This window comes from Halomonas sp. JB37, from assembly GCF_002332255.1.
Taxonomy (GTDB): domain Bacteria; phylum Pseudomonadota; class Gammaproteobacteria; order Pseudomonadales; family Halomonadaceae; genus Vreelandella; species Vreelandella casei.
Window position 1 is genome coordinate 3,500,085 of record NZ_NRGW01000001.1, and the last position, 26,443, is coordinate 3,526,527.

Genomic DNA, 26,443 nt, shown 5'->3' on the forward strand with positions numbered 1-26,443 from the left:
CTCTACCGAATAGCTATATTATTATTAAATGTTAATGCATAAACTTATTTCTTAATAGACTAACTATAAATCCATATTAAAGGCATTAACTCATGTGGCAAGGCCTACTTCTCTGTAGCGCATTAACGTTTGCAGGCTTTGTACTGACCTACCTGCCCTGGCTAGCATCCAGCGGCATCAGCCCATTAGTGACCGCATTGCTCCTGGGGCTGATAGCAGGCAACCTGCCGCTGGCACGTCATTTTACGCGTACTCAGCCAGGGCTGGACTTTGCCACCCGCTGGTTGCTTCGAGGCGGGGTCGTACTTTTCGGTTTTTCATTGACGGTACAACAAGTCTTTGCACTCGGGCCGTGGGCGTTGCTGCTGGATATAGTCGTGGTCTGCACTGTCTTAGTCGCCGGCTATCAAATCGGCACTCGGCTGCTGGGGATGGACCGCGAAACGACGCTACTGACCTGTGCCGGCAGTGCTATCTGTGGTGCCGCCGCAGTCCTGGCCACTGAAACTACCATTCGTTCTAAGCCCGCTGCAGCGTCTATCGCAGTAGCAACGGTAGTGCTGTTTGGTACGCTAGCAATGTTTATCTACCCCTTGCTGTATCCACTGACGGGGATGAGTGAAGGGCTCTATGGCGTTTATATTGGGGCAACCGTTCATGAAGTGGCTCAAGTCGTCGCCGCAGCCGATGCAGTGGGCCAAGCAGCGCTCACCAATGCCGTTATCGTCAAACTCGTCAGAGTGATGTTGCTCATTCCCTTTCTGCTGATTATCGGACAATGGTGGAGTAAACAGCATGCCTCTGAAGCGGGCATTAAAACCGGGACACTGGTTGTGCCCTGGTTTGCCTTCGGCTTTATGGCTGCAGTTGGCGTTAATAGCCTCGTAGCGCTACCCAGCGCCTTGAGTCAGACGCTGGCGCTCGCTGGGCAGATGGCATTAGCGATGGCCATGGCCGCCTTAGGTTTCGGTACACGAATAGCAACGCTCGTCGAATTAGGTATTCGTCCCTTTATTCTAGGACTCATACTATTTGTGCTGTTATTGGTCGGCGGCGGCTTGCTCAGCCGGCTACTCATGGGCTAAGCCAGTGCTTTCACCAACACTTTCGATTTGCGCGCGTGGTTGTAGGCCTCACGTTTAAGCGGTGGCAAATCATCTAGGCTGGCAGCGTGAAATCCGCGTTCAACAAACCAGTGCGCGGTATGCGTAGTGAGCACGAATATCTCGCTAAGCCCCCGCTGGCGGGCGCGACGCTCTAAGGCTTCCACCAAGCTTTCGCCGCGCTCGCCGCCACGGTAGCTGTCGTGTACCGCAACACAGGCCAGTTCGGCAATGCGCGTATCGGGAAACACATGTAGCGCCGCGCAGCCAATCACCATGCCGTCGCGCTCAATGACCATGTAATCATCAATGTCGTGCTCTAGGCGTTCTCTTGAGCGCGCAACCAGCATACCGCGGCGCTCTAATGGCTCTAGCAGCTCCAGTAAGCCCGTCACATCGTTGAGCGTGGCCGGGCGCAGCTGTTCGTAGCGATGCTGAGTAATCATGGTGCCCACGCCGTCGCGAGTGAAAAGCTCGCCCAGCAAAGCGTCATGGTTGCGCCAGGAAAGGAGATGCGTGCGCGCTACACCCTGCCGTGCCGCCGTGCAGGCGGCCTGTAAATGGCGGGCTAATTCACTGCCTGGCAATGCGGCGTTTAAACGCGGTTCCGCTTCTGCCGGAGAAAGCTGGCGCAGCAGTGCCCCACACTCATCATCTAAGCCTTCGGATTCACCGAGCAGAATCAGCTTATCGGCCTTTAGCGCCACGGCGGCGTGCTGGGCGACTTCGGCGGCATCCAGATCAAACACCTCGCCCGTACTTGAAAAGCCCAGCGGTGGCAGCAGCACTAACGAGCCCTTCTCCAGCAGGCCTTCAATGGCGCTGGCCCGCACGCGACGCACTTCCCCGCCATGGTCAAAGTCCACACCTTCTCTTACGCCGAGCGGCTTGGCGGTCACGAGATTGCCAGAGATCACGCTAAGCTCAACGCCGTGCAGCGGCGTACTGGGCAGCCCAAGGGAAAGCCGCGCTTCTAACCACAGCCGTTGGTGCGCGGCGACTTGCTCCACGTGCATCATCACGGCGCGGTCGGCGACCCAGCGGCCATCAATACGCGTGGGCTCAACGCCCGCCGTCGTTAAGGCTTCCTGCACCTGAGGGCGAGTGCCAAACACCACGACCAAGCGCACGCCCAGCGTATGCAGTAGCGCTAAATCTTGAATCAGCTGCTCCCCGCGGCCAGAGGCCATCGCTTCGCCTTCAATTAAGATGACAAAGGTTCGCCCCCGGTGCGCATTAATGTAGGGGGAAGCGTTACGAAACCAATCGACAAAGGGGAAGCGCGTATCCAAGGGCCGCTCTCCGGCAGCAGGTGAAAGAAACAGGCTGTTATCACGTTCAACTGGGCTACTTTAACAGAGCATAAAAAACAGCGGCACCTTCAATTGCATATCTGCTAATTCTCATGCAGATCGCGATGAAGAGTGCCGCCGTTATTTTCATGCCTGCTTGGCTGATTTAGCCGAGCCGATTTACCAGAACCAAGTTAATAAGACCAAGCTAGTAGAGCCGGCCTAGCCGAACATGCCTTTAAACATAAAGAAGAACAAAATAGCCAGGCCTGCGCCCGCGGGCAGCGTAATCAGCCACGAAATAGCAATGGTGCCAATCACGCGCAGGTTAAGGGCGGCCATGCCGCGCGCTAAACCAACCCCCAGCACAGCGCCAACCAGGGTATGCGTCGTTGAGATAGGCAAGCCGGTACCCGAGGCCAAGACGACGGTGCTTGCGGCAGCCAGAGTGGCGGCAAAACCTCGGCTTGGGGTGAGTTCGGTAATGCCGGTACCCACTGTCGCAATCACTCTGTGACCGTAGGTCACAAGGCCTACCACGATCCCCGCGCCGCCCAGCATAAGCACCCACCAGGGCACTAACGCAGCGCTGTCGATCACGCCATCGCTACGTACAACGCTAATGACCGCGGCGAGAGGGCCCACTGCGTTCGCTACGTCATTCGAGCCGTGCGCAAACGCCATTGCACAAGCGGTGAAGATCATCAGCACGCCAAACACGCGTTCAACGTTAGCGTAGCCAAAGTGGTCGTTCGCATTTTGCTCGAACTTAATGCGTCGCTGCATAACGATGCCCAGGCCCATAATGGCGATGCCGAGCACAATCGAAAGCAACAAGCTTTGCCCAAAACTGAGGTTTAAACCTACGTGCGACAAGCCTTTGGTCAGCGTGACCATCGAGACAATAAAGCCCACCAGGAAAACGTAACCGGGTACGTAGCGCTTAGCCGCTGCAAGCGGGTCGCTGCTTTCAAAAATCAGATGCTGAACAGACTTAAAGAGGACATAGGCGATGGTACCCGCGAGCAGCGGCGAAATGAGCCAGCTAGAGGCAATTTGACCTACCTTGCCCCACGCCACCGCATCAACCCCCAGACCCACCGCGCCAAAACCGACGATAGCGCCCACAATAGAGTGCGTGGTAGACACCGGCCAGCCGCGTGCTGAAGCAATCAACAACCAAATGGCGGCAGCTAACAGTGCCGACAACATGCCGTAAACTAATAGCTGAGGATTGGCTTCCAATAGTTCGGGGTCAAGTATCCCACCGCGAATGGTGGCGGTGACTTCACCACCGGCGAGCCATGCGCCTAGAAACTCAAAGATAACGGCAATAAGGATGGCTTGCTTGATGGTGATCGCTTTCGACCCCACCGAGGTTCCCATGGCATTGGCTACATCGTTCGCACCAACGCCCCAAGCCATAAAGAAGCCGAACAAACAGGCCAGGATAATGAAGATTTCACCGTGCTGGGCAATAATCAGCATACAAGTCCCCTTAGCGGGCTGTCAGAATCTGTAAGCGGCTACCCACGCGCTCGGCGCGGTCAGATAATTCACCCACCCATTCAATGATTTTATAAAGAAAAATCACATCGACGGGTGGCAGCTGACTTTCAAGCGCGAACAGTTGGCGACGAATAGTCACCTGCTGGTCATCGGCCTGGTGTTCGAGAATATGCAGTTCACGGATCATTCGATGCATGACATCAGCGACGTTACGTCCAAAGCCTGACTCAAGCAGATCTTTGAGCTCTTCCAATGCCTGACGGGCTTGCGCAACACAAGCAACGCTTGTGCGGATATAATCGCGCATCGGTTCAGCCAGCTCATCCGGCACACGCATTTTACGGCCCATCATAATGCCGGTAATGTCGCGCACCTTATTGGCGATTTTGTCCTGTACGCTAATGAGATCAAGCAGATCAGACCGCGACACCGGTAAAAACATGGTGTTGGGCAGGTTCAATCGCAACTCAGTTTTCAGCGTATCAGCGTCATGCTCTAAGCGGGTGACGTTTTCGCGCAGCTCAGCCGCTTTGATCCAGTCGTCTGCCAGGGTTGCTTCGAAAAACGGCAACAGCTGGTCGGCACATTCGTTTGCCTTGACGATATGGGCCAATAACGGCTGGAATGGCGAGCGGCCAAACATCGAAGAAAAAGGATTGGAGGTAACCATAATGCCTTTTAGCCTGTTTTCGGAAAGCCTGGAAATGGCGGCGCCAGTATAAAGAGTGCGCTCGCCGCCGTCATGAAAAGTTCATAAATGTAATCAAATATTCATCTATATGTCACGATAGCGAGGTGGCGATTGCCATGAAACCCCCCATTCCTCTAGAAGTAGAGATTAAGCTGGCGCTCCCCCCCACGGGGCCGGCTGCGCTAAGCCAACACCCGCTTCTCGCTTCAGTTCCCGTATCTCAACACGCATTGGCCAACATCTATTTCGATACCCCGACAAACGATCTAGCCAAAGCGCGCATTGCCGTTCGCCTGCGCGAAATCGATGGTAACGTGCTGCACACTGTCAAAACAGCAGGCCAAGGTAGCGGCGGGCTTTCTCAACGCCAAGAGTGGGAGTGGCAAGCTCCCGGCCCGCAGTTAGACCTCACGGCGCTTGCCAAGCTGCCCCCTTTTCAAGGCGAGCTTGCGCAGGCGCTGCCCTCACTCGTTCCGACGTTACGCACTGACTTCACGCGGCGCTGCTGGCAGTTAACCAGCGGCCTTTCAAGCATCGCTGCAACCGAGACTGACAACCATATTGAGCTGGTATTGGATCAAGGCGAGATTATTAGCGGTAGCTACCGCACACCTATCTGTGAAATAGAGCTTGAGTTAAAAAGGGGCGAACCAGAGGCGCTGTGGACATTAGCACTAGCGCTTGCTGAGCAGGTTCCTCTGCGCCCATCAGACAGCAGCAAAGCAGCGCGCGGTAATATGCTAAGTGCCCAGCACTGGCCGTTACCCGACGCGCAAACCCCGGCGCAATGGCTGCACCGCGCCACGCTGGCGCTAGATGCCTACCATGACAGCCAGCAAGCAAGCTTTCTAGCAAAAGCCCATCAGGCTATCAACACGCTGGCGGAACATCCTGAGTTAGATGCCCTTGCACGCACTTATGCCCTGGCACTGCCGAGCGCCCTGGACGCCCAAGGCCAGCCACAGGCCGCTTACGGCAGCGCGGCGTTAGCACTCGCCTATCGCTTGGCGTACTAAACCGCGCTACGCTAGCGCTGAATGAGTGCCCACTTCAGGATGACGCAATGAATTTTCACCTAACGCCAGCCACGGAAGGCCTGCGTAGCCGCCTGTTTCATATCATATTCGAGTCCGACACACCGGGGGCGAAAGCATTTGATATCGCCTTGATTGTGGCCATTTTGGTGAGCGTCGCGGTAATTCTGCTGGGCAGCATTGAAATTTATGCTGAGCGCTACGGGGACATATTTTTCTACACGGAATGGGTCCTGACGCTGCTGTTCAGCATTGAGCTGCTCGTTCGCATCTATTGCCTGGAACGTCCTCTTCTCTACCTCAAAAGCTTTTATGGAATCGTCGATTTAATTGCGATTTTACCTACTTGGCTCGTTCTTTTAGTACCCGGCGCCCACGCACTGGTGATTGTGCGGCTACTACGAGTACTACGTATTTTCCGTATTTTTCGCTTGATGGCGTTTGTCGGTGAAGCCAACCTACTAATCGATGCCCTGAAGCGCAGCTTGCACCAGATTCTGCTGTTCTTCTTCTCTATTTTGATGGTGGTGACGCTATTTGCGGCCTTGATGTACACCATCGAATCGCCGGAGGCAGGCTTCACTAGCATTCCCATGTCGATGTACTGGGCTATCGTTAGCATGACGACGGTGGGTTATGGCGACATCGTTCCTGCGACACCGTTAGGCAAGGCGATCACCATGGTGCTGATGTTACTCGGCTACTCGATTATCGCCGTGCCCACCGGTATTTTCTCGGCACAGGTGATTCGCTCGATACGTGAAGATCGCCACTCGGAAGAAACCTGCCCCGGATGCGGGCATGAGCAGCATGACAAACGCGCACGCTACTGCATGCGCTGTGGTACCTGGTTAGACGAGGACAGCGAAGACCCGCGCAAGAAAGACGAAGAAAAACAAGATGAAGACTAAAACGCGCCCCAGGATAACGAAACCTGGGACGCGCAGTTCTCTTTTACTGAGGTAACAAGAGATCAAGGGGCTGGAGTATTAAGGATCACTCCGCTTCGAGCGGCGCGTCCCAGGCATCTAACTCGGCCTCACTCCAAGCACCGTAGGTCGCATTGGGGAATACAATCCAATCCTTGCCAAAGCGCTCTGCATTATCGTTTACAAGCTCGTGCTGTTGGGCAAGGTCGGCACCTGCAAAATCATCCGCAAAATCGTGCAACGAATCGCCTAACTGCATGACCAGCGTGTGACTCTCAACCACCTCCGCGCGCCGTTCTTCTTTAGCAGGCCCCAGCAGCATCACGCTCTGCTCAGATACTTGGGGCAGCGCTAACGCGTCTAGCGTGGCGATTGTGTCGGCCTCATTCTCCTGGTAGCGATCAGAAACGTAAAAAATAGCCACGCCCTGCTCATCCGCGTAATCCAGGAACGCTTTGGCGCCCGGCATTAAACGCGGCTCACCTTCACGCTCCCAGTGCTTCCAAGTATCCCAAGCGGTGTAGTCGTGGCACGCCTGCATGTCGCGAACCAGCAGCGCGCTATTGTCCAGCACCGTTTCATCCAGGTCGGTCATGATGGCTAAGCCGTCGCTGCCACCATGAGCTTCAATTTGATCTTTGAGTCGGTAGGTGGCGAGAGCAAAACCCTGACGCTGAAGGGCTGCGGCTTCAGCAGACTGCTGTTGATAGCGTAGGCCCATCGCATAAGCTTCCTGGGCACACATTTCTGCGTCATCGCTGTCCGCGTGGCTGGTCAGCGGTAGAGCAGTAAGGCTGGCTAAGGCAGCAAAGGTGCAGAGGCGAGAAGTGAAAAGCATCTTCATTGAATGATCTCCTGGGCTAGGTGATCTCAAAAAGACGAGGCGACTCCGCGCCTTAAAGGATCACGATTTATTATCGAAAAGAATCATTAGGATCATATTTTATTTTCATTGAACAATCAAATAACTAAAAAAAGACAAACCGCCACCTCGATCATGCTACGAGCCGGGGATTTGCCTTGAAGAGAGCTTTTAGCCTACGAAAGGAGCAATATCGCCCCGCCCTTCACGAATGATTTTGGGCGGCAGCTCGCGTAGATCAATAACGCTTGTTGGGTCTAAATGGCAGGCGCCGCCGTCAATAATGGCGTCCAAATGGGCGCCAAAACGCTCGCGGATCTCTTCCGGGTCATTCATGGGCAACGTCTCGCCCACCGGAATTAGCGTCACGCTCATCAACGGTTCACCCAGCGCAGCTAAAAGCGCATGGGTGATGCGGTGATCCGGCACGCGCACGCCAATAGAGCGCCGCTTAGGATGCAGCAACAGGCGAGGCACCTCAGAAGTGGCATCCAAAATATACGTGTAAGGCCCTGGCGTGTGGGCTTTCAGCAGTCTAAAAACGTCGTTGTCGACTTTGGCGTAAGTGCCGATTTCTGACAAATCAGAGCACACCAGCGTAAAGTTGTGCTTGTCGTCCAGCGAGCGCAGCCATTTGATTTTCTCAACCGCTTTTTTCTCGCCCAAATGACAGCCCAAGGCATAGCCTGAGTCGGTGGGATACGCCACAACGCCGCCCTTGCGAATAATCGCAATGGCCTGGTCGATTAGACGCTTCTGGGGATTTTCTGGGTGAATCTGAAAATACTGGCTCATGAAACTGCTCCTGTCCTAAAATCCTATCTTAAAATCCTATCTTCAACCCTGTTCATACAGCATAGCTGACCTTGCGGTGACGTGGCCCAGTCTTTACAAGTAGGTCTTTACCAGCATGTCTTTAACAAGCACGCCTTTAAAAGCACATCACTATCGGCCGACAAACACCGGGCTAGGCGTTCGCCAATAGGCCGGGCTGCGCGTCACGTAAATGCAGTAACCGCGGGTGCTGCCATATGGGAGGGGCTGCGGTGCGCGGTACTAGGCTCATACTCCCGGGCGCCGCATGGCTGCCGGGGAAGTGAAAGTCGCTGCCGAGAGAGGCGTAAAGCTCACGCTCAGCAAGCTGGCGGGCTAAATCGCGGGTGCTGTCTGAGTTCTGCTGGCCGCTGACAAGTTCAACCGCTTGCCCGCCTGCCGCTTGAAATGTGTCCATCAACAAGCCACGCTTACGCCGCGTTAAGCCATAGCGCAGTGGATGCGCAATCACAGCGACGCCGCCAGATGCCACCACCCATGCCACCACCTGGCTAATTTCCGGCCAGTGAGCTTTGACATCGCCCTTCTTGCCGCTGCCCAGGTAGCGCTTAAAGGCGCTTGACCAATCGGGCACTAAGCCATCAGCGACCAGCGCACGGGCAAAGTCTGGGCGTCCCAAGGGGCGGTCGCTGCCCGCTTGCACACGCGCTTTTTCCAGCGCGTTGCTTAAACCCACTTTTTCCAGACGTTCGGCAATCACTTCTGCACGTTGAATGCGCGCATCACGTTGCTGAATCAAGCCTTCGACCATCGCCCCCTGCAGGCCGCCGGGCATTAGTGCCACGACATGAATATTAATACCCTGCCAGCGTGTGGATAACTCACACCCAGCGATAAGGCACAGCCCCGCTTGCTCAGCCGCGCGAGCCGCTTCGTCGATGCCGTCCATGGTATCGTGGTCAGTCAGCGACATATGCGTTAATCCACGCTCCGCACACAGCGTTACAAGCTCAGTGGGCGTTAGCGCGCCATCAGAAGCGGTGGAGTGCATGTGCAAATCAACCGGATAGCGCTGATCGGCATCAAAGGTATACGGAAGTTGAGGCATAAGATGACGCCGTGTGGCCAGTTTGTCAGAATGAGCATTGGAAAAACTGAAATGCTGTTTAGTCGTTACTTAACCGCTCACGCAGGCGAGAACGGTGCGTCAGATATGGTGCGCGCTTATAATCACATGGTCAATTAGCGCTACCCTCGCAACCTCGCCTAATCAAGGAGTTATACTCAATGCTGTATGCCATTCTTAGTGAAGATGTCGATAATAGCCTAGAGCGCCGACTGGCGGCTCGCCCTGATCATTTAGCCCGGCTAGAAGCGCTGCGCGATGAAGGCCGCCTTGTGCTGGCGGGCCCTCACCCTGCCATTGATGCTGAAAACCCGGGTGATGCAGGGTTTTCAGGCAGCTTGGTCGTGGCGGAATTTGACGGCCTGGAATCGGCTAAAACCTGGGCCGATGCCGACCCTTACATGATAGCCGGGGTCTATGCCAAGGTCGTTGTGAAGCCCTTCAAAAAAGTGCTGCCTTGATTTTAATAGACCACTATGGGTGTTCGTCAGACTGGCACAAAGTTCTTCACAGTGCCTGTGGAAAACTCTGTGCAAACCCGGCGGACGCTTTTCGCTAAGCCAGAGATAGCGCTGCTATCAACACTTTGATCATTTTTTAACCATCGGTTGATCGCTACATCATCGACGACATCACCGCTGATATCACTACTATTTATTACGACCATCACTACGAAGGATGCCTGCGTGGCCCAACGTCCAACCGCTTTGCCCCTCCTCGCGGCGCTAACCACGCCCACACTTACTTGGAATGAAGAGGGTGCGCCCCGCTCAGCAGCGTTTGATGATATCTATTTCACCCGTGGCGATGGCCGCGCTGAGACGGAACACGTGTTTCTCGGTGCCAATCATCTTCCTGAGCGTTTTTCCAGCTGGACGTTGGCGCGCCCTTTTGTCATTGGCGAGACGGGCTTTGGCACAGGGTTAAATATGCTCTGCGCCTGGGCGTGCTTTGAACAACACGCGCCTTCTAATGCTCGGCTGCATTTGTTATCCACCGAAAAATATCCTTTTGATCGCCTGGCACTTGAGCGTGCCTTGTCCGTTTGGCCCTCACTGGCGGCTTACACACAGGTGCTGTGTGCCCAGTGGCCGGCCGCCGTCAGCGGCATTCATCGACTACACTTAACCGAGCGTGTAACCCTCGACCTGCATTTTGGCGATACCACAGAGCGTTTAGAACAGCTGGACGGCCAGGTAGATGCCTGGTTTTTGGACGGCTTTGCGCCGTCCAAAAACCCTGACATGTGGCATCCGGCACTGTTTGACGCCATGGCCGCACGTTCGCGCCCCGGGGCTACCTTTGCGACATTTACCTGCGCGGGCATTGTGAAGCGTGGCTTAAAAGCGGCAGGCTTTCACTGGCAAAAAGTACCGGGCTATGGCCGTAAACGAGAAATGCTGGCGGGCAGCATCGAGTCGCCACCCTGCGATCAGCGGCGTGAGAAAACTCCCTGGTTTACGCCGCCCTCAGTTGAAGTGGCTAAGCACGTTGCCATAATCGGCGCGGGGCTTGCGGGCAGTAGCGTGGCGGCAGCGCTAGCGCGGCGCGGCGTGCAGGTGACGGTCATTGAGCGTGAGGCCCCTGGTGCGGGCGGCTCTGGCAACCGTCAGGGCGCGCTATATGTGAAGCTTGCCGCAGAGACAAACCATCAAAGTCGGGTCTACCTCTCCGGGCTGCTCTATAGCCAACGCTGGCTGGCGCAGCAACGTTGCAGCCAGCCGTTATCCTCGCCTTCTTTATGGCAACCTTGTGGCGTCATTCAACTCGCTAGTAGCGATAAAGAGGCGCTTCGCCAGCAACGTTTTATTGAGCAACACCCGCTGCCTAGCGAGGTCGTGTCTGCGATGCAAAATCCTGCGCTAACCGATGCGGCGGCGCTGACTATTGACGCGTCTCACGGACTATTTTATTCGCAGGCGGGCTGGGCACGGCCTAAGGCGCTATGTGAGCACTTACTGAGCCATCCGAACATCACGCTGCTGCAGGGCGACGTCACATCGTTTGACCGCAAAGATGCTGATGGCGCTTCTGGCCAGGGCTGGCAGCTTCACTTAGCCGATGACCGCATTGTGGAGGCGGACCAGGTCGTGGTTGCCAGCGCCCATTTAGCCAACCGCTTTGCGCAAACGCTAGAGCTGCCGCTGCAGTCTGTACGTGGCCAGGTCAGTGAAATCAATCTACCCGAACAGGTGGCAGGGCCTACCCGCGTAATATGTGCCGGTGGCTATGTCGCGCCGGCCTTGGATGGCATATTAACCTTTGGCGCAAGCTTTGTGCCCAATGACGCCACCACCGATGTGTCAGCGGCCGACCACCAGCGCAACATTGACGAGCTGCGCCAAACGCTGCCCGCCCTGGCTGAAGAGCTAGAACAGGCGGGCATCATCCTGAGCCCTGAAAACCTAAAGGGCCGGGCTGCGGTGCGTGCCGCGAGCCCCGACAAAAGCCCCTACGCAGGGCCAGTGCCGGTAGCAGATACGTGGCGGGCTGACTATTCAGTTCTTAGCAAAGATGCCACTCGCGTGCCGGACAAGCGTGGCGAGCATCATACAGGGCTGTGGATAACCACCGCGCATGGCTCGCGGGGCTTGGCCAGCGCGCCGCTATGTGCCGAGCTGATTGCTTCACGGCTGTGCGATGAGCCTATGCCTTTAGAAGTACCGCTGGTTGATCACCTGCACCCAGGTCGACGCATTATTAGCGCGATTATCCGCGCTCAGTAGTCGCCTTCCTCTTCATCGTCGGCCACGTCGCGGCCAAAGGAGCGCCATTGAGCTAGGGTCATGACTTCAGTCATCTCTAGCTCCAGATCATGCGCAATGATGAGTTCATTGCGCGACAGCTGCGTTTTCAGTTCGGCTACCCAGCCGTGCATGCCCTCACCTGTCGTGTCGGTCGTATCGTAGCCCTGGCGGGTAACGAAGGCCTCCAACAGCGCTTTCAACGTTTCTTCTGGCAGCATTCGTGCGGGTACTTCAATAAATCGGCCCATTAGCGCTGTTCCCACTCTGCCAAGCGTTCAATAAAAGTAGCCTCATCGATGACGTCAACGCCCATCTGTTCAGCTTTCGTTAGTTTGCTGCCTGCGGCTTCGCCAGCGACCAGGCACGTGGTTTTTTTCGAAACACTGCCTGCCACTTTTGCCCCCAGGGCCTGCAAGCGTGCTTTACCTTCGTCGCGGGTCATGCTTTCCAGCGAGCCGGTCAGCACCCAGGTTTGGCCCTCCAGCGGCTTAGGGCCTTGGGTGACGACCGCCTCTTGCCACGTAATGCCAGCGTCGCGCAGCGCCGCAATGGTTTCCTGGTTATGGGGTTGCCGGAAAAAAGTATGCACATGGGCGGCGACAATGGGGCCAACATCGCCCACGGCTTCCAGCGCCGTCAGCTCTGCTGCTTGAATAGTTTCAAGCGTACCAAAATGATTGGCTAGATTAGCCGCGGTTGCCTCGCCCACTTCGCGAATGCCCAGCGAGTAAATAAACCGCGCAAGCGTGGTCGACTTAGCGTTTTCAAGCGCACCGGCCAGGTTGGTCGCGGATTTTTCACCCATGCGCGGCAGGCTTTGCAGCTTTTCAACCGTTAAGTGAAACAGATCCGCCGGAGTTTTGACCCAGTCAAGATCCACTAGCTGCACAATCAGCTTTTCACCTAAGCCATCAATATCCAGCGCTTTGCGGCTGGAAAAGTGTTTCAGCGCCTCTTTACGCTGGGCAGCGCAGTATAGGCCGCCCGAGCAGCGCGCCACCGCCTCACCTTCAAGCCGCTCAATTTGTGAATCGCACACCGGGCAGTGCTCAGGAAAGATAATGGCTCTAGCATCCGCCGGCCGCAGCTCCGTATGTACTCTAACCACCTGGGGAATCACATCGCCAGCGCGGCGAATCGACACCGTATCCCCGATCATCACGTCTAAGCGGGTGATTTCATCTGCGTTATGCAGCGTTGCATTCGATACCGTCACGCCCGCCACGCTCACAGGCTCAAGGCGTGCGACGGGCGTAATTGCCCCGGTGCGCCCCACCTGAAACTCCACATCGTTGAGCGTGGTGACTTCTTCCTGGGCTGGAAACTTAAACGCCACTGCCCAGCGCGGTGCCCGGGCGACAAAGCCCAGCTCACGCTGATGGCGCAGGTCATCAACCTTGATCACCACGCCGTCGATATCAAAACCGAGGCTGTCGCGCTGCTCGCCTAGTTTCTCACAGTAGTCGGCGACCGCTTGCGGGCCTTTGACCACGGCTAACGCGGCGCTTGCGCGAAACCCTAGCGTAGATAGGCGTGCCATCAGTTCACTATGGGTAGTATCACCTAGCTCGGGTTCTAAACGCGCGGCTTGATAAGCGTGAAACTCTAGCGGACGTTTTGCGGTAATCCGCGGATCTAGCTGGCGTAAGCTGCCGGCAGCGGCATTACGAGGGTTAGCAAACACCTTGCTGCCTTCTTCGCGCGCGCGCTCGTTAAGCGCTTCAAAACCCGTATGGCGCATAATCACTTCACCACGTACTTCCAGCAGCGCAGGCACGCTGTTGCCCAGCAGCTTAAGCGGCACCGAGCGCAGCGTGCGCAGGTTAGAGGTAATGCCTTCACCGCTGCGGCCATCACCTCTAGTCGCACCGCTCACTAACCTGCCTTGTTCGTAAACGAGCGACACGGCGGCGCCGTCAAGCTTAGGTTCGCAGCTAAAGGTAATCTCATCAGCAGCGCATTCCAGGCGATCAGCCACCCGCTCGGCAAAGGTGTGTATATCTTCGCGGCTAAAGGCGTTATCCAACGACAGCATGGGAATAGCATGCGCCACAGACAAAAAGCCGTCCGACGGGGCGGCACCCACTCGCTGGGTCGGCGAATCGCTGGTAATTAGATTTGGATAACTGGTTTCCAACTGCTGCAAACGCTGCAGTTTGCGGTCGTAGTCGGCATCCGTCAGCGTCGGTTCATCCAGGATGTAGTAACGGTGATTGGCCTCATCCAAGGCGGCGCGCAGTTGGTTTATCTCTTCTCGTGGCTGAGAATCAGACTGACTCATTAGAATGGGTTCCAGTACTAGCTAAAAGCGGCAGCGAAAATGCAAAATAGATATTTAAAACAGATATTGAAAACAGATATTGAAAACAGCACCCATTATAAAAGCAGGTGCATAAACAAAAACACCCGCCTTCTGCAAAGAAGGCGGGTGTTAGACAGCTAGCGCGAATTAACGTGCTTGCATGTGCCGATGCAATCGATGTCGGCGTTCAAATTCACGCACACGCTGGCGGGCGAATTCAATCGTTTGTGCGGTCATAACGCTGCGATTTTCATCTTTCAGCTCACCGCCCATGTGACGAACCAGTACCATGGCCGTCTCGACCATTGCCTCAAATGCAGCGGAGCTGTCAACAGCGCCAGGCAGCGGCATTAGCAGCGTTACGCCGGGGGTCATGAACTCACCCATTTCTTGAATGGGGAAAGTGCCCGGCTTAACAACGTTAACCATCGAGAACTGCAGCTCGCTGTCTTCGCTTTCAGTCTCAAAGCGGTGGAAAATACCCATCCCACTGCTGTAGCGCAAACCGCATACCATCATGAGCTCGAGCAGTTTACTGCCATCAAAGCCATCGGGATCACGCGACAGCACGCTGATAACCACGACTTCTTCAGCGCTGGAGAGCGTTTCTTTCGCGTGCTCGCCATTGACGTCGTGACGTAAGGCTTTTTCTAACGTGGGATGAACGCGAACCCGCTGGCTTGACTCACGCTCACTAGCGGCCTGTTCATCAAAAGACTCGTCGCTGGCGTACTCGTCGCGCGCATCAGCGTGGTCATAGTTTTCTTCATAAGCGAAAGAGCTTTCTGAATAATTGTCGGAATAGCTTTCCGTCTCGCGACGCGCCTCTTCTTCAGCGATACGCTGCTGTGCTGCCAGTCGATCAGCTGCCGCGGCGTTGGCAGCCACTTCGCGTGCCTGCGCTTGCTCTTGAGCTAATCGAGCACGTTCAGCATCAGCGGCCTCTTTAGCCTCACGACGCTGCTCGGCTTCTAGTGCCTTACGCTCGGCTTTCTGTTTTGCCAGCGCTTTATCGCGAATGGCTTTCTCAGCTTTTTTACGCTGTCGGTCTAAACGACGCTCAATGAGACGACGTTTAAACGATCGGCCCATACCTTCAAAATCAACAAGACGATATTCGTCGACCTGATCATCGTCTAACTCTTCATGCTCGCCCACTGTGTCGGAGCGCAGCTTGCGGCGCTTTGGTGCAGCGTCGCTGGAAGCATGTTTTGCAAACGCGGCATCTTCCGGCTCAGCACGCAGCACGTTCTCGCGTTCGGGCTGCACCGGCGCTTCGACTGATTCGCTTGCGCTTATAGTAGCCGCAGCAGGCGTCGTTGCTACTTCTGGCGCGACGGATTCTGAAGCAACCGGTTCTGCCGCCGATGCTTGAACAGAAGGCGGAGTCTCGGTAGCCACTGATGTATCGGCAATAGAAGCAGTCGCTGGTTGCACAGCCTGCGGTGCAGCAAAAGAAACACTTGGCTCGCGGCGCTCATGTTCAGGCGCTGTGTCGGTAATATTGACTCGATGACTAGTTGTCGGCGTATTGACCTGAGGTGCTGCGGGCGACGCTTTAGCAACCGCTATCGCTTCCGCTTTCTCGGCTTTTTCAGCTTTACGCTTAGCGACCTTAGCCGTGGCAGAACGCCTAAACTCAGCAAGTACTCGTGAGGCACCTGGATGCTCTTGACGTTCTAACTTTGGCTTACTTCCTAACCCGCTATAATCTGCAGGTTTAACAACTCGGGCGCCACCGTTAGGAAGCTCCCAATTAATCTCGGCTGCTTTAGCAGCATCATCAGGGTCTTCTAGCTGACTAGCTGAAAGATCCTTCTCTGCCAGATCAAGGCGGGGTACACGACGCTGTCGTTGAAGTCTTCGCACACCGTCTATAACGATGAGCGATACCAACGCCAGCCCTAAAATAATTAGCCACTCTCTTAGTTCCATGTCGAACGTTCCATGGTCATCTTGCCGGTTGCTAAGGCACTGTGTCTAAAAATTCATGCCTAAATAAAGGTAACGGCTATTAAATAAATACTTGCCATTAATACCACCAAGCATAGCGCGAATGCTATGAAAAGGGCCACTTTTTACTCTATTTCGCACAATTTTTGCACATTAGCAAAGCATTGACACGGTTAAAAGCAAAAAAACAGGCCTTAACTTCAAACAAAAGTGCAACGAGCATTTGATCTAGGCTTTTTAAGCCGCTTTATATAGAACCCATAGAAGCAAGAAAGGATGAATTAATCTTAGGAAATTGCACTGCCACTTCCTCATTAAACATGCTTATCACTTCAAGCTTCAGCTTCTATCTTTAGGCTGCTTAAGGGCCGCAAGATCAACTTTAATAGAGGTAATATAGTTAAGTTGAGCACTTTAGGACATTTTTTTACACATCTAAGTTAATGTTTATGAGTCTACGATTAACAAACAACTGTTTAAAATTACAGTTTATTCCAAAATACTTCGGCCGCCGCACTTAATGGGGCAACGGGCCGGGTAAGATGTATTTGTAAGGTAATATCCCAACTTTCATCCAGCGCCCGGACTAAGCGACCATCGCTAATCTCTTGCTCTGCAAGGCTTTTTGGCAACCACGCCACCCCTTTCCCCTCCAGCGCCATGGACATTAACACCGCGGCTAAGTGGCTACTAAAATGGGGCTTAACGGCTAAAACAGCGGCTTTGCCATATAAACGATGGGCCACAATACGGCCTAGGCCCGATGCTTCGGTGTAAGCCAAATAAGGCAGCTGATGAGAGGGAATTTCTTGACTTATGTGACTACTCATCAACGCTAGCAGGGTGTCTTCCCCCACCTGCTTGCTACTAAACAGCCCCGGTGCCAAGGGTGAAGGCACGGCAGGATGTCGGTGGCAGAGCAAAAAAGGCACGTCCCCGTGCACCAGCAACTTTTCACACCCTGCCATGCTATCGGAATGAAGACGAATGGCCTCAATCGGAGCGCCATTATCGACCTGGCGAATCCAGCGCGGGAAAAACGTAAACGAAAGCGAGTGAGTCGCGGCAAACGGAAGCGTTTTGGCCATATGCCCAGCCACTTCCTGCGCCTCGGTGCGCAGCCGATAAAGGCGGCTCATGGCTTCAGACGCGTCGGTTAAAATATGCCGCCCGGCTTCTGTCAGCGTGGTGCCTTGCGGCGTTCGCACGAACAGGCCCACCCCCATCCACTGCTCAAGTGAACGTATCCTGCGGCTAAACGCTGGCTGGGTAATATGACGAGCGTCTGCAGCACGTACGAAACTACCGTGCTCCGCTAGGGCGATGAAATCTTCAAGCCAAACAAGTTCCATAGGCAATGCCATTTCAGCATGGGGTTGCGCAGTAATAGCATTGGTTGCCTTGAATTACCACGGTTATTGTTAAGCACTAAACCGATAGAGGAATGCCCTATGCGCATCGTTGAAATCCGCGAAAAAACTGTTTCCATTGCGTCGCCCATCGCCAACGCTTATATCGACTTTTCTAAAATGACGTGCTCCGTGGTCGCTGTAGTGACCGACGTAGTACGTGATGGTAAACCCGTGATTGGCTACGGGTTTAACTCGAATGGACGCTATGGGCAGGGAGCGCTGATGCGCGACCGTTTTTTGGATCGCATTAGCGAAGCTGACCCAGAAAGCCTTATCGATCAAGAAAATAACAACCTTGATCCGTTTGCTATCTGGAAAACCTTAATGACCAACGAAAAGCCCGGCGGCCACGGTGAGCGATCCGTAGCGGTAGGCACAATCGACATGGCCGTTTGGGACGCCGTGGCTAAAATCGAAGGCAAACCACTCTATAAGCTGTTGGCCGAACGTTACCGTAACGGCGTTGCCGACGATAAAGTTTGGGTATATGCAGCGGGCGGTTATTACTATCCCGGTAAAGACCACAGCAAACTACAAGATGAAATGCGCAGCTATTTAGACCGCGGTTATAACGTCGTCAAAATGAAGATTGGCGCAGCACCGCTTGAAGAAGATTTACGCCGCATTGAGGCGGTGATTAAGGTTGTGGGTGACGGCAGCCGCGTTGCCGTTGATGCTAACGGTCGCTTTGACCAAGCCACCGCTATCGCCTATGCCGAAGCGCTAAAGCCTTATAATCTATTTTGGTATGAAGAAGCTGGCGATCCGCTTGATTACGCTCTTCAGGCAGAGCTTGCTAACCATTACGAGCTGCCTATGGCGACCGGCGAAAACCTTTTCTCGCATCAAGATGCACGCAACTTGTTACGCCACGGCGGCATGCGCCCTGACCGCGACTTTGTTCAGTTTGACTGTGCACTCTCTTACGGCTTAGTTGAATACATGCGCACGCTGAAGGTAATGGAAGATCTCGGCTGGTCATCGCGCCGCGTCGTTCCCCATGGCGGCCACCAGATGTCATTGAACATTGCGGCCGGCCTGCATTTAGGTGGCAACGAGTCGTATCCGGATGTTTTCCAACCCTTTGGTGGTTTCGCTGACGGCATTCAAGTTGAGAATGGCTATGTCGGCCTGCCGGATATCCCAGGCGTAGGCTTTGAAGCGAAGTCTAAACTTTACGCGGTCATGCGTGAACTAGGTGAGGGCTAAGGGTTAGGGCTAAGCGCGAAGGCGCTTAATCAACCAGCGCGGCCGCCTCTTCAATACCTACCGAGACGAGTCTCGATACGCCGGGCTCTTGCATGGTCACCCCCATCAAGCGCTCGGCGGCTTCCATGGCAATTTTATTGTGGGTGATGTAAATAAACTGAACGTTCTCAGACATCTCTTTCACCAGCTTGGCGTAACGTCCAACGTTAGCGTCATCCAGCGGCGCATCCACTTCATCTAGCATACAAAAAGGCGCAGGATTAAGCTGAAAGATTGCAAACACCAGCGACAATGCCGTCAGCGCTTTTTCTCCGCCTGAGAGTAGATGAATGGTGCTGTTCTTCTTGCCCGGCGGGCGTGCCATGATCGCCACCCCCGTTTCCAACAAATCATCGCCCGTCAGCGTTAACCATGCTGCACCGCCGCCAAACACGCGCGGAAACAAAACTTGCAGCCCGGCATTCACCTGATCAAAGGTCTCCCGAAAGCGTATGCGCGTTTCTTGATCAATACGCTTAATCGCTCTTTCTAGCGTTTCCAGCGCTTCAGTCAACTCAGCGTGCTGCGCCTCTAAATAATTACGTCGCTCAGCCTGCTGATCGTACTCTTCAATAGCGGCAAGGTTGATTGCCCCTAAGCGGCGTATCTTATCGGTGGTACTTTCCAGACGCTCTTGCCAACTCGTTTCAGTGGCCTCCTGTGGCAGCTGTTCGGCAAGCGTTTCGGCGTTATGGCCTAATTCTGCCAACTGCTCATCCTGAGTGGCGGCTTTCAAGGCCAGCGCCTGCACATCCATGCGCCGCTGCTGAAGCTGCTCGCGACTCTGCTCCAGATTGCGCTCATGTTGCTGACGGGCAAGCTCATCATTGCGCAGCTGTTCTGCCAGCGCTTGAGCCTGCTGGCGAGTTGCATTTAAGCGCCCTTCCTGCTGCTCACGCTGATGCAGCAGCTCTTCAAGCTCTTCGCCTGCCAGCTCATCGGGCTCAACCAGCATTTCACGAGACTCTTCCAACTCGGCAATGCGCAGCGATAGACGTTCTTCAGAGTCGCTGGAACGCGACTGCTGCGAGCGCAGGCTAGCGCGCTCGGCATTCAAGCGTTCGCGCTCAAGCGCCAGCGCCTGCTGCTGCGCTTTAAGCGGCGAATGCTGCTGAGTCAGCTGGTCACGCTGTTTGCGCAAAAAGCGGCGCTTCTCCGAGGCCTGCTCGCGTCCTTCTGCGGTGCTTTCCAACTGCGCCATCGCCTCGTCCCAGCGTGCGCGCTGCTCATCTAAGGTAAGTACTAACTCCGCCTCATCCTCTTGCAGCTGGGCAAGCTCTTCATCCAGCTCCGTCGCGCGGCCGGCTAAATGCTCAAGGCGCTGAGCGAGGCTGCGCTCTTTTACCGCTAGCTGCTGTAGGCTCGCGGCGTGGTTGCGTTCTTGCTCAGCCTGCTGATCGCGGGCTTGATCTAGCGCCTCAATAGTCTCACTGACGGCTTCACACTGCTCTTCGGCCAGCGCTAGCGCTTCTTCTTCGCTCTCACGACGCTCATTGAGCTCAGCGTAGCGTCGACGGATAAGCAGCAACCCATCAATACCCTCGCCGTTGGCCTGTTGATGCAGCCAGCCACGGCCTAGCCAAACGCCGTCGCGGCTCACCACGCTTTCGCCGGGTGCTAGGTGCGCGACCTGCTGCTGCGCCTCGGCAGCCGTTTCCGTGTAGTGAATACTTGCTAACCATTCACTCAGCGCCCCCGCGCCTTTCACTAGGCTATCCAGCCGCTGGCCCGCGGCTGATGGTGCTGGCGACGCTTGATCAATCAAACACCAGTCGGTAGCCAGCGCATTAGGCAAGGCGGCGAGCTGATGGCTAGCAACCAGGCGAGCATTAAGCCACGGCGCTAGAAGCCAAGAAGTAAGCGCTTCCCAACCGGGTGTCACTTGAAGTACCTCGCCCAGCTGAGGCGCCTGTTCGAGACCCAGCGCTTCCAGGCGAGCCCCAATCTCAGGGTCATGGTCCGCCAGGGCCGCATCCATCAGCGCTTGAAGGGAGGCAAGCTCTCCCTGCTGCTGGCTTAACGCGGCACGCTGTTGATCCCGTGATTGGGAGGCCTGCTGATACGCTGCTTTAGCATCGCTGTAGCGCTGCTGCCACTGGTCGCGCCCGACGTGAAAGTTGTCGGCCTGCTGCTGAGCATCCGCTAGCTGCGTGTGGCACAAAGCGTGCTCATCGCGCAGCTCGGTGAGATCAGCCACCTCGCTACGCTGCTGACGGCGGCGCTGGTTTTCAGCCTGCAAACGCTGGATCCGTTGCTCAAGATCCCGCAGTTGATCCTGGCTTCGCTCAGCATCGCGGCTGGCATCGCGCCAGCGCGTTTCAGCGTCGGCCCACTGCTGCTCGACCGCTTCCAGCGCTGGAGAGGCATCGGCCAGCGATTGCTCCAGGCGCTCAAGCTGCTCTTCCAATGCGTCGTGTTCAGGCTGCAAATCGTCAAAGCGTTCATCAATCGCGGCTAAGCGAATCTGATCACCTTCGCTAACGCGCCGCTGCTCGTCTAACTCACCGCGGGCGGTGGCGATATCGCTGGCCAGCTGCGCTTCACGGCTGCGGCGGTGGGCCTGGTCTTGCTCCAGCCGAGCAATGCGCGTGGTAGTTTCAAAGAACTGCTGCTGATGACGATCGAGTACCTCAGATAGCTCGTCATGTTGCTCGCGGGCTTGTTCCAGCCGTGTTTCGCATTGGCGAACGCCAAAGACATCTTTTTCAACGGCGATTTCCAGCTCGCGAACGCGATTTTCTTGATGTGACTGTTCGACGCGCAGAGTTCGGCCGCGTAATAGCGCAAGCTCACCTTTGAGACGATACTCCAGCTGTTTCAACTCTTGATAACGCTTGGCGGCTTCAGCCTGGCGCTTAAGCCGATCTAACTGTTTATCCAGCTCTTCGCGAATATCGTTAAGACGTTCCAAATTCTCCTGGGTCCGCCGCATGCGGTTTTCGGTTTCCCGGCGGCGCTCTTTGTACTTGGAGATGCCCGCGGCTTCTTCTAGCGTCGAACGTAGATCATCGGGGCGAGCTTCAATCAGGCGCGAAATCATGCCCTGGCCGATAATCGCATAGGAGCGCGGCCCCAGGCCGGTGCCCATAAACAGGTCGGCGATATCCCGACGCCGGCACTTTTGGCCGTTGAAGAAATAGTTGGACTGACCATCGCGGGTTACGAGTCGTCTAACGACAATTTCAGCATACTGGGCATAGATACCGCCCATGCCGCCGTCGCGATTATCAAATTTGAGCTCGATGGATGCTTGGCTGATAGGTTTACGGCCGGTCGAGCCGTTAAAAATGACGTCGGCCATGGATTCGCCGCGCAGCGTTTTCGCCGAAGATTCGCCCATCACCCAGCGCACGGCGTCAATAATATTGGATTTTCCACAGCCGTTGGGCCCTACGATGGCGGTCATATTGCCATCAAAAGGCACCGTCACAGGGTCGACAAAGGACTTAAAGCCGACTAAGCGTATGGAGGTTAAGCGCATAGCAAGGCCACGCCTTGGTTATTCAAAACAGAGCTGCTCAACAAACGGCTATTTAAGTGCATGGCTGTTCACTACTTCGTCGACGTTTTCTTCAGGCCCTTCGGAAGCCGCACTCATGCGCTCTTGGGCGATGCGAATAGCCTCTCGCAGCGAGGCGGCGGTATCCGTATCGGCACTATTAGCGACCGCGCGGCGCCAGCGGTCAGTCGCTTGTTCGTAATCGCCATTATCAAAGGCGTGCAGACCCAACATCCCTAGCACGGTGGGCTCATTCGGGTCTTTGGCCAGCGTTTCATCGACCAGCGCCTGTACCTCATCGGTAAGCTCTCGCCCGGCCATAAAAAAACGAATCTGTGCGAGCTGAGCCAGCAGCGGCGGAAGACGCCCTTCAATCTCAATCAGGCGCTCCAAGGCACCAACGGCCTGAGGCATCTGCCCCGTTTCGCGATAAAGCGGAAACAGCGTGCCCCACACATTGGGATTGTTCGGCTGGCGTTCCGCCTGCAATTGCATACGCTCAATATACATATCAAGCGACCCTTCCGGGTCTTGCTGCACGGCTTGCCGCACCGCCAGAAGTATTAGATCGCCTTCAGCGCCCTTTTGCTGATACCACACCACGCTAACCGCCACCACCGCTACCATTATCAGCGGCACCGCTAAACGCCCGGCGTGGGCAGGTTTAAGCGGGCGCTGCTCGCGCACGGCAGTGTCTTCCAGCAGGCTACGCTCTAGCTCCAAACGGTCTTCTTCAAAGCGTTCGACATCAATGTCGCCACGCTCATGTGCAGCTTCTAGCGAGGCAAGACGACGCTTGAAAATAGCGACATTCTGTTCGTCGGAGACGTCGTTGGCTTCAAACTGGCGCTGCTGCTCATGCAGTGCACGCGCATTCCTGAGCGGCGATACTAACAGCCATAGCGCAGGTAGCAATAAAACGGCAATCGCAATCCAAAGCAGCGTCATGAAGGCCTCTTACGGTTAATCAGCGCTTCAACACGCTGGCGCTCTTCCGCACTTAGCGCTTTGGAAGAGGCATTACGGCGGGCGCGGATCATCAGTAAAACCACCAGCGCTCCCAGCATTACCAGCGCAATGGGCAACCCCCAAAGCAGATACGTGCGGTTCTCTAAGCGCGGATTGTACAGAATATACTCACCAAACCGCTGCACCATATAATCAACAATTTCGATATCCGACCGGCCTTCTTGCAGCAGCTGGTAAACGCGATCGCGCATGTCTGCGGCAATCGGCGCGTTAGAGTCACCGATGGCCTGGTTTTCACACAGCGGGCAGCGCATGGCGGCGGTTAAATCGTGATAACGCGCCTGCATCACCGGGTCATCAAATTGACGCAGCTCAATTCCACCCGCCGCCGCACTAGAGGCGACGATCATTATCAGCATTGCTGCAACGGCACGCATTAACGCCATTTTTCCACCTCCGGAAGAATCCGCTCGCGCACGTCATCCGGTGATATATAGCCTTTGTGGTGATAGCGAATCACACCGTTGGCATCGACAATAAACGTTTCCGGCGCACCGTAAACGCCAAGATCAAAGCCTAGCTCGCCCTGGGGATCAAAAATATTGGCCTCAAACGGGTCGCCAAATTCGTTGAGAAACGCTAAGCCCTTCTCGCGGATATCACGATAGTTGACGCCCATCATACGAACATCGTGATCCGCCAACTCTAAAAGCTGCGGCATCTCTTGCTTGCACGCGGGGCACCACTCGCCCCAGACGTTCACCAACGTCACCTCGCCTTCCAGCAGCGTTTGGTCAACGCGCTGATGTTCATCGCGCAGCGTGACTGCCTCAAAGCTTGGGAACGGCCGCTCCATGAGCGCTGAATCGCGCTGCGAAGGGTCCAGCGACAAACCTTTGTAAAAGAACAGGGCTAAGCCTAAAAAACACAGCGGCAGCAGTAATAGCAGTAACCGTCGTTTCATAGTGTGACCTTCTGCGCAGCATAGCGCTGGGCGGTCGAAGCGGGTATATCACGCGCTATGGCGACACGGCGATAGCGCTTATCGAGCACTGCAAGCACTCCGCCAAAGGCCATCAATAAGGCGCCCAGCCAGAGCCAGCGCACAAACGGCTTGTACTGAACACGCACTGCCCAGCTACCGTCGCCCAGGTCTTCGCCCATTGCCACGTATAGGTCGCGAAATAGCCCCGGCCGCAGGGCGACCTGGGTCATCGGCATACCCGTCGCTAGATAAAGACGCTTTTCAGGGCGCATAGTGAAGCGGCGCCCTGACTCGCCGCGCTGCACCTGAATTATCGCAGTATCGGCCAAAAAGTTAGCACCGCGACGCTCGGTCAGTTCGCTCATGGTGAACTGATAGCCCGCTACTTCTACCGTGGTGCCTGGCGACATGCGCACGTTGCGTTCAATGTTGTAGTTAGAAACAACGGTCACACCAACAATGGTGACAGCTACGCCCACGTGGCCCAGCACCATGCCCCAGTAGGACAGTGAAAGCTTGCGTAGCCCCGCAGAAAACGAGCGGGCATGACGGGTTTTATCAACAATATCGCGCAGTATCGGCAGCACAACCCACAGCGCAGAGACAATGCCTAGAGAGACCAAAAGATTCCACTCGCCGCGATATAGCAGCGGCATTACTGCCCCAATGATCAGCGCCGCAGCGCCCGCCCACCAAAGCTTATGGATAAGGTCTTTAGCCGCCATACCTTTCCAACGGGCGGCCGAGCCAAGGCCCATAAACACACACATCATCACGGTTAATGGCACAAACAGCGCGTTAAAGTAAGGCGGCCCCACGCTGATTTTTCCAAGGTTGAGAGAATCTAGAATCAACGGGTAAACGGTGCCGAGTAAAACAGTCACGGTCATAATGACGAGAAACACGTTATTGATCAGCAGCAGCGCATCTCGGGAGAGCCAGTTGAAGCCGATGCTATGGCTCACACGCGGTGCGCGCAGAGCGAACAGCAGCAGTGACAGCGTTACCGTAATGGCTAACAGAATCAAAATAAAGAGCCCACGGTCGGGGTCGTTGGCGAAAGCGTGCACGGAGGTTAATACGCCGGAGCGCACTAGAAAAGTCCCCATCAGCGACAGCGAAAAGGTCGCAATCGCCAGCAGCACAGTCCAGCTTTTAAAGGAGCCGCGTTTCTCGGTCACCGCCAGCGAATGGACCAGCGCGGTACCGGTTAGCCAAGGCAGCAGTGAGGCATTTTCAACGGGGTCCCAAAACCACCAGCCACCCCAACCAAGCTCGTAATAAGCCCACCAGCTGCCCAGCGCGATTCCTACGGTCAAAAATGCCCACGCTACATTGGTCCAAGGCCGCGCCCAGCGAGCCCAGGCCGCATCTAGTCGACCGCCCAGCAGCGCCGCGATGGCAAAGGCGAACACCACAGAAAAGCCCACATAGCCCATATAAAGCATTGGCGGATGAACGATAAGCCCAATGTCCTGCAGCAGCGGATTCAGATCAGCGCCATCGGGCGGCATATTGGGCAGCAATCGTTCGAAGGGATTAGAGGTGATCAGAATAAACAATAAAAACCCACCGCAAACCATGCCCATTACGCCCATCACTCGGGCGACCATATCCCGCGGCAGGCTACCGGTGAACCTACTCGCAGCAAACCCCCAGCCTGCCAGCATCAAGCTCCACATCAGCACCGAGCCCTCATGATTGCCCCATACCGCACTGAATTTGTAATACCAGGGCAGCAGCGAGTTGGCGTTATTGGCCACGTTCGCCACGCTAAAATCGTCGAGCATATAGCTTGCGGTTAAACAGCCGTAGGCAATGGCGACAAACAAAAACTGCCCCGCCGCCATCGATTGGCCGTAGGCCATCCATAGAGGCCGCCGCGTCGCCGCGCCGGCAAGCGGCATCACTGCCTGCACCACCGCCATGAGCAGCGCAATAATCAGCGCAAAGTGGCCAATTTCAGGAATCATTGTGATGAACATGTGCACTCCGAATTGGCACTGGC

21 protein-coding genes are annotated in these 26,443 nt (G+C 55.4%); 6 read left to right on the plus strand and 15 right to left on the minus strand.

Translation table 11 applies throughout. From position 1 onward, the window contains the following. Positions 1-92: 92 nt before the first annotated feature. Positions 93-1,085: a putative sulfate exporter family transporter gene (locus CIK78_RS16260; RefSeq protein WP_096281953.1), complete on the plus strand. Its 993-nt coding sequence runs from the start codon at positions 93-95 to the stop codon at positions 1,083-1,085. Here the strand turns inward: CIK78_RS16260 and argA are convergent. The 3 genes from argA to CIK78_RS16275 form a co-directional block, all read right to left on the minus strand. Next, positions 1,082-2,395: an amino-acid N-acetyltransferase gene (argA, locus tag CIK78_RS16265; protein ID WP_096281954.1), complete on the minus strand. Its 1,314-nt coding sequence runs from the start codon at positions 2,393-2,395 to the stop codon at positions 1,082-1,084. The genes CIK78_RS16260 and argA overlap by 4 nt on opposite strands. Positions 2,396-2,617: 222 nt before the next feature. Then, positions 2,618-3,883, minus strand: a complete 1,266-nt coding sequence (locus tag CIK78_RS16270) for an inorganic phosphate transporter (RefSeq protein ID WP_096281955.1) — start codon at positions 3,881-3,883, stop codon at positions 2,618-2,620. A gap of 10 nt (positions 3,884-3,893) precedes the next feature. After that, a complete protein-coding gene (locus CIK78_RS16275; protein WP_096281956.1) occupies positions 3,894-4,574 on the minus strand; it encodes a TIGR00153 family protein in 681 nt (226 codons plus the stop codon). A gap of 137 nt (positions 4,575-4,711) precedes the next feature. On the opposite strand from CIK78_RS16275, the gene CIK78_RS16280 reads away from it, so the two are divergent. Beyond that, positions 4,712-5,611 carry a CYTH domain-containing protein gene (locus tag CIK78_RS16280; protein ID WP_096281957.1) on the plus strand — a complete coding sequence of 300 codons (900 nt, stop codon included), beginning with the start codon at positions 4,712-4,714 and terminating at the stop codon, positions 5,609-5,611. Positions 5,612-5,658: 47 nt separating this feature from the next. Then, positions 5,659-6,540: an ion transporter gene (locus CIK78_RS16285; RefSeq protein ID WP_096281958.1), complete on the plus strand. Its 882-nt coding sequence runs from the start codon at positions 5,659-5,661 to the stop codon at positions 6,538-6,540. Between the two features lie 85 nt (positions 6,541-6,625). Here CIK78_RS16285 and CIK78_RS16290 read toward each other — a convergent pair whose 3' ends face one another. The 3 genes from CIK78_RS16290 to CIK78_RS16300 all read right to left on the minus strand — a co-directional run bounded on the left by CIK78_RS16290 (position 6,626) and on the right by CIK78_RS16300 (position 9,302). Continuing rightward, positions 6,626-7,402: an HAD family acid phosphatase gene (locus tag CIK78_RS16290; RefSeq protein WP_096281959.1), complete on the minus strand. Its 777-nt coding sequence runs from the start codon at positions 7,400-7,402 to the stop codon at positions 6,626-6,628. Between the two features lie 189 nt (positions 7,403-7,591). Further along, positions 7,592-8,215 (minus strand): L-threonylcarbamoyladenylate synthase, encoded by a 624-nt coding sequence (locus tag CIK78_RS16295; protein ID WP_096281960.1) that lies wholly within the window; start codon positions 8,213-8,215, stop codon positions 7,592-7,594. 172 nt (positions 8,216-8,387) lie between these two features. Then, on the minus strand, positions 8,388-9,302 hold the full coding sequence (locus tag CIK78_RS16300; RefSeq protein ID WP_096281961.1) for a PHP domain-containing protein: 915 nt from the start codon (positions 9,300-9,302) through the stop codon (positions 8,388-8,390). 179 nt (positions 9,303-9,481) lie between these two features. Between CIK78_RS16300 and CIK78_RS16305 the strand changes: the two genes are divergently transcribed. Together CIK78_RS16305 and mnmC are read left to right on the plus strand one after the other, a co-directional pair. After that, entirely contained in the window at positions 9,482-9,781 is a 300-nt protein-coding gene (locus CIK78_RS16305) for a YciI family protein (protein ID WP_096281962.1), read from the plus strand. A 225-nt stretch (positions 9,782-10,006) separates the two neighbouring features. Then, a complete protein-coding gene (mnmC, locus tag CIK78_RS16310; RefSeq protein ID WP_096281963.1) occupies positions 10,007-12,046 on the plus strand; it encodes a bifunctional tRNA (5-methylaminomethyl-2-thiouridine)(34)-methyltransferase MnmD/FAD-dependent 5-carboxymethylaminomethyl-2-thiouridine(34) oxidoreductase MnmC in 2,040 nt (679 codons plus the stop codon). On the opposite strand, the gene CIK78_RS16315 is transcribed toward mnmC, so the two are convergent. From CIK78_RS16315 to CIK78_RS16330, 4 genes are all read right to left on the minus strand, one after another. Continuing rightward, positions 12,040-12,315: a YheU family protein gene (locus CIK78_RS16315; protein WP_096281964.1), complete on the minus strand. Its 276-nt coding sequence runs from the start codon at positions 12,313-12,315 to the stop codon at positions 12,040-12,042. The genes mnmC and CIK78_RS16315 overlap by 7 nt on opposite strands. Next, a complete protein-coding gene (gene ligA, locus CIK78_RS16320; RefSeq protein WP_096281965.1) occupies positions 12,315-14,348 on the minus strand; it encodes an NAD-dependent DNA ligase LigA in 2,034 nt (677 codons plus the stop codon). Before ligA ends, CIK78_RS16315 begins: the two co-directional genes overlap by 1 nt. 168 nt (positions 14,349-14,516) lie before the next feature. Continuing rightward, positions 14,517-16,304 (minus strand): cell division protein ZipA C-terminal FtsZ-binding domain-containing protein, encoded by a 1,788-nt coding sequence (locus CIK78_RS16325; protein WP_096281966.1) that lies wholly within the window; start codon positions 16,302-16,304, stop codon positions 14,517-14,519. 500 nt (positions 16,305-16,804) lie between these two features. Beyond that, entirely contained in the window at positions 16,805-17,674 is an 870-nt protein-coding gene (locus CIK78_RS16330; protein WP_096281967.1) for a LysR family transcriptional regulator, read from the minus strand. Between the two features lie 99 nt (positions 17,675-17,773). On the opposite strand from CIK78_RS16330, the gene CIK78_RS16335 reads away from it, so the two are divergent. Further along, positions 17,774-18,943 (plus strand): mandelate racemase/muconate lactonizing enzyme family protein, encoded by a 1,170-nt coding sequence (locus CIK78_RS16335; protein ID WP_096281968.1) that lies wholly within the window; start codon positions 17,774-17,776, stop codon positions 18,941-18,943. A 25-nt stretch (positions 18,944-18,968) separates the two neighbouring features. Here the strand turns inward: CIK78_RS16335 and smc are convergent, their stop codons facing one another. From smc to CIK78_RS16360, 5 genes are read right to left on the minus strand one after another with little or no spacing between them, the layout of a single operon-like run. Beyond that, complete coding sequence (gene smc / locus CIK78_RS16340) at positions 18,969-22,463, minus strand: chromosome segregation protein SMC (protein WP_096281969.1); 3,495 nt, start codon at positions 22,461-22,463, stop codon at positions 18,969-18,971. A gap of 48 nt (positions 22,464-22,511) precedes the next feature. Next, positions 22,512-23,429, minus strand: coding sequence for a c-type cytochrome biogenesis protein CcmI (gene ccmI / locus CIK78_RS16345; protein WP_096281970.1), 918 nt, complete (start codon positions 23,427-23,429; stop codon positions 22,512-22,514). Next, positions 23,426-23,896, minus strand: a complete 471-nt coding sequence (locus CIK78_RS16350) for a cytochrome c-type biogenesis protein (protein ID WP_096281971.1) — start codon at positions 23,894-23,896, stop codon at positions 23,426-23,428. The genes ccmI and CIK78_RS16350 overlap by 4 nt, the downstream gene beginning before the upstream one ends. Next, positions 23,887-24,414 (minus strand): DsbE family thiol:disulfide interchange protein, encoded by a 528-nt coding sequence (locus CIK78_RS16355; RefSeq protein WP_096281972.1) that lies wholly within the window; start codon positions 24,412-24,414, stop codon positions 23,887-23,889. The genes CIK78_RS16350 and CIK78_RS16355 overlap by 10 nt, the downstream gene beginning before the upstream one ends. Continuing rightward, on the minus strand, positions 24,411-26,420 hold the full coding sequence (locus CIK78_RS16360) for a heme lyase CcmF/NrfE family subunit (RefSeq protein ID WP_096281973.1): 2,010 nt from the start codon (positions 26,418-26,420) through the stop codon (positions 24,411-24,413). Before CIK78_RS16360 ends, CIK78_RS16355 begins: the two co-directional genes overlap by 4 nt. Between the last annotated feature and the right edge of the window lie 23 nt (positions 26,421-26,443).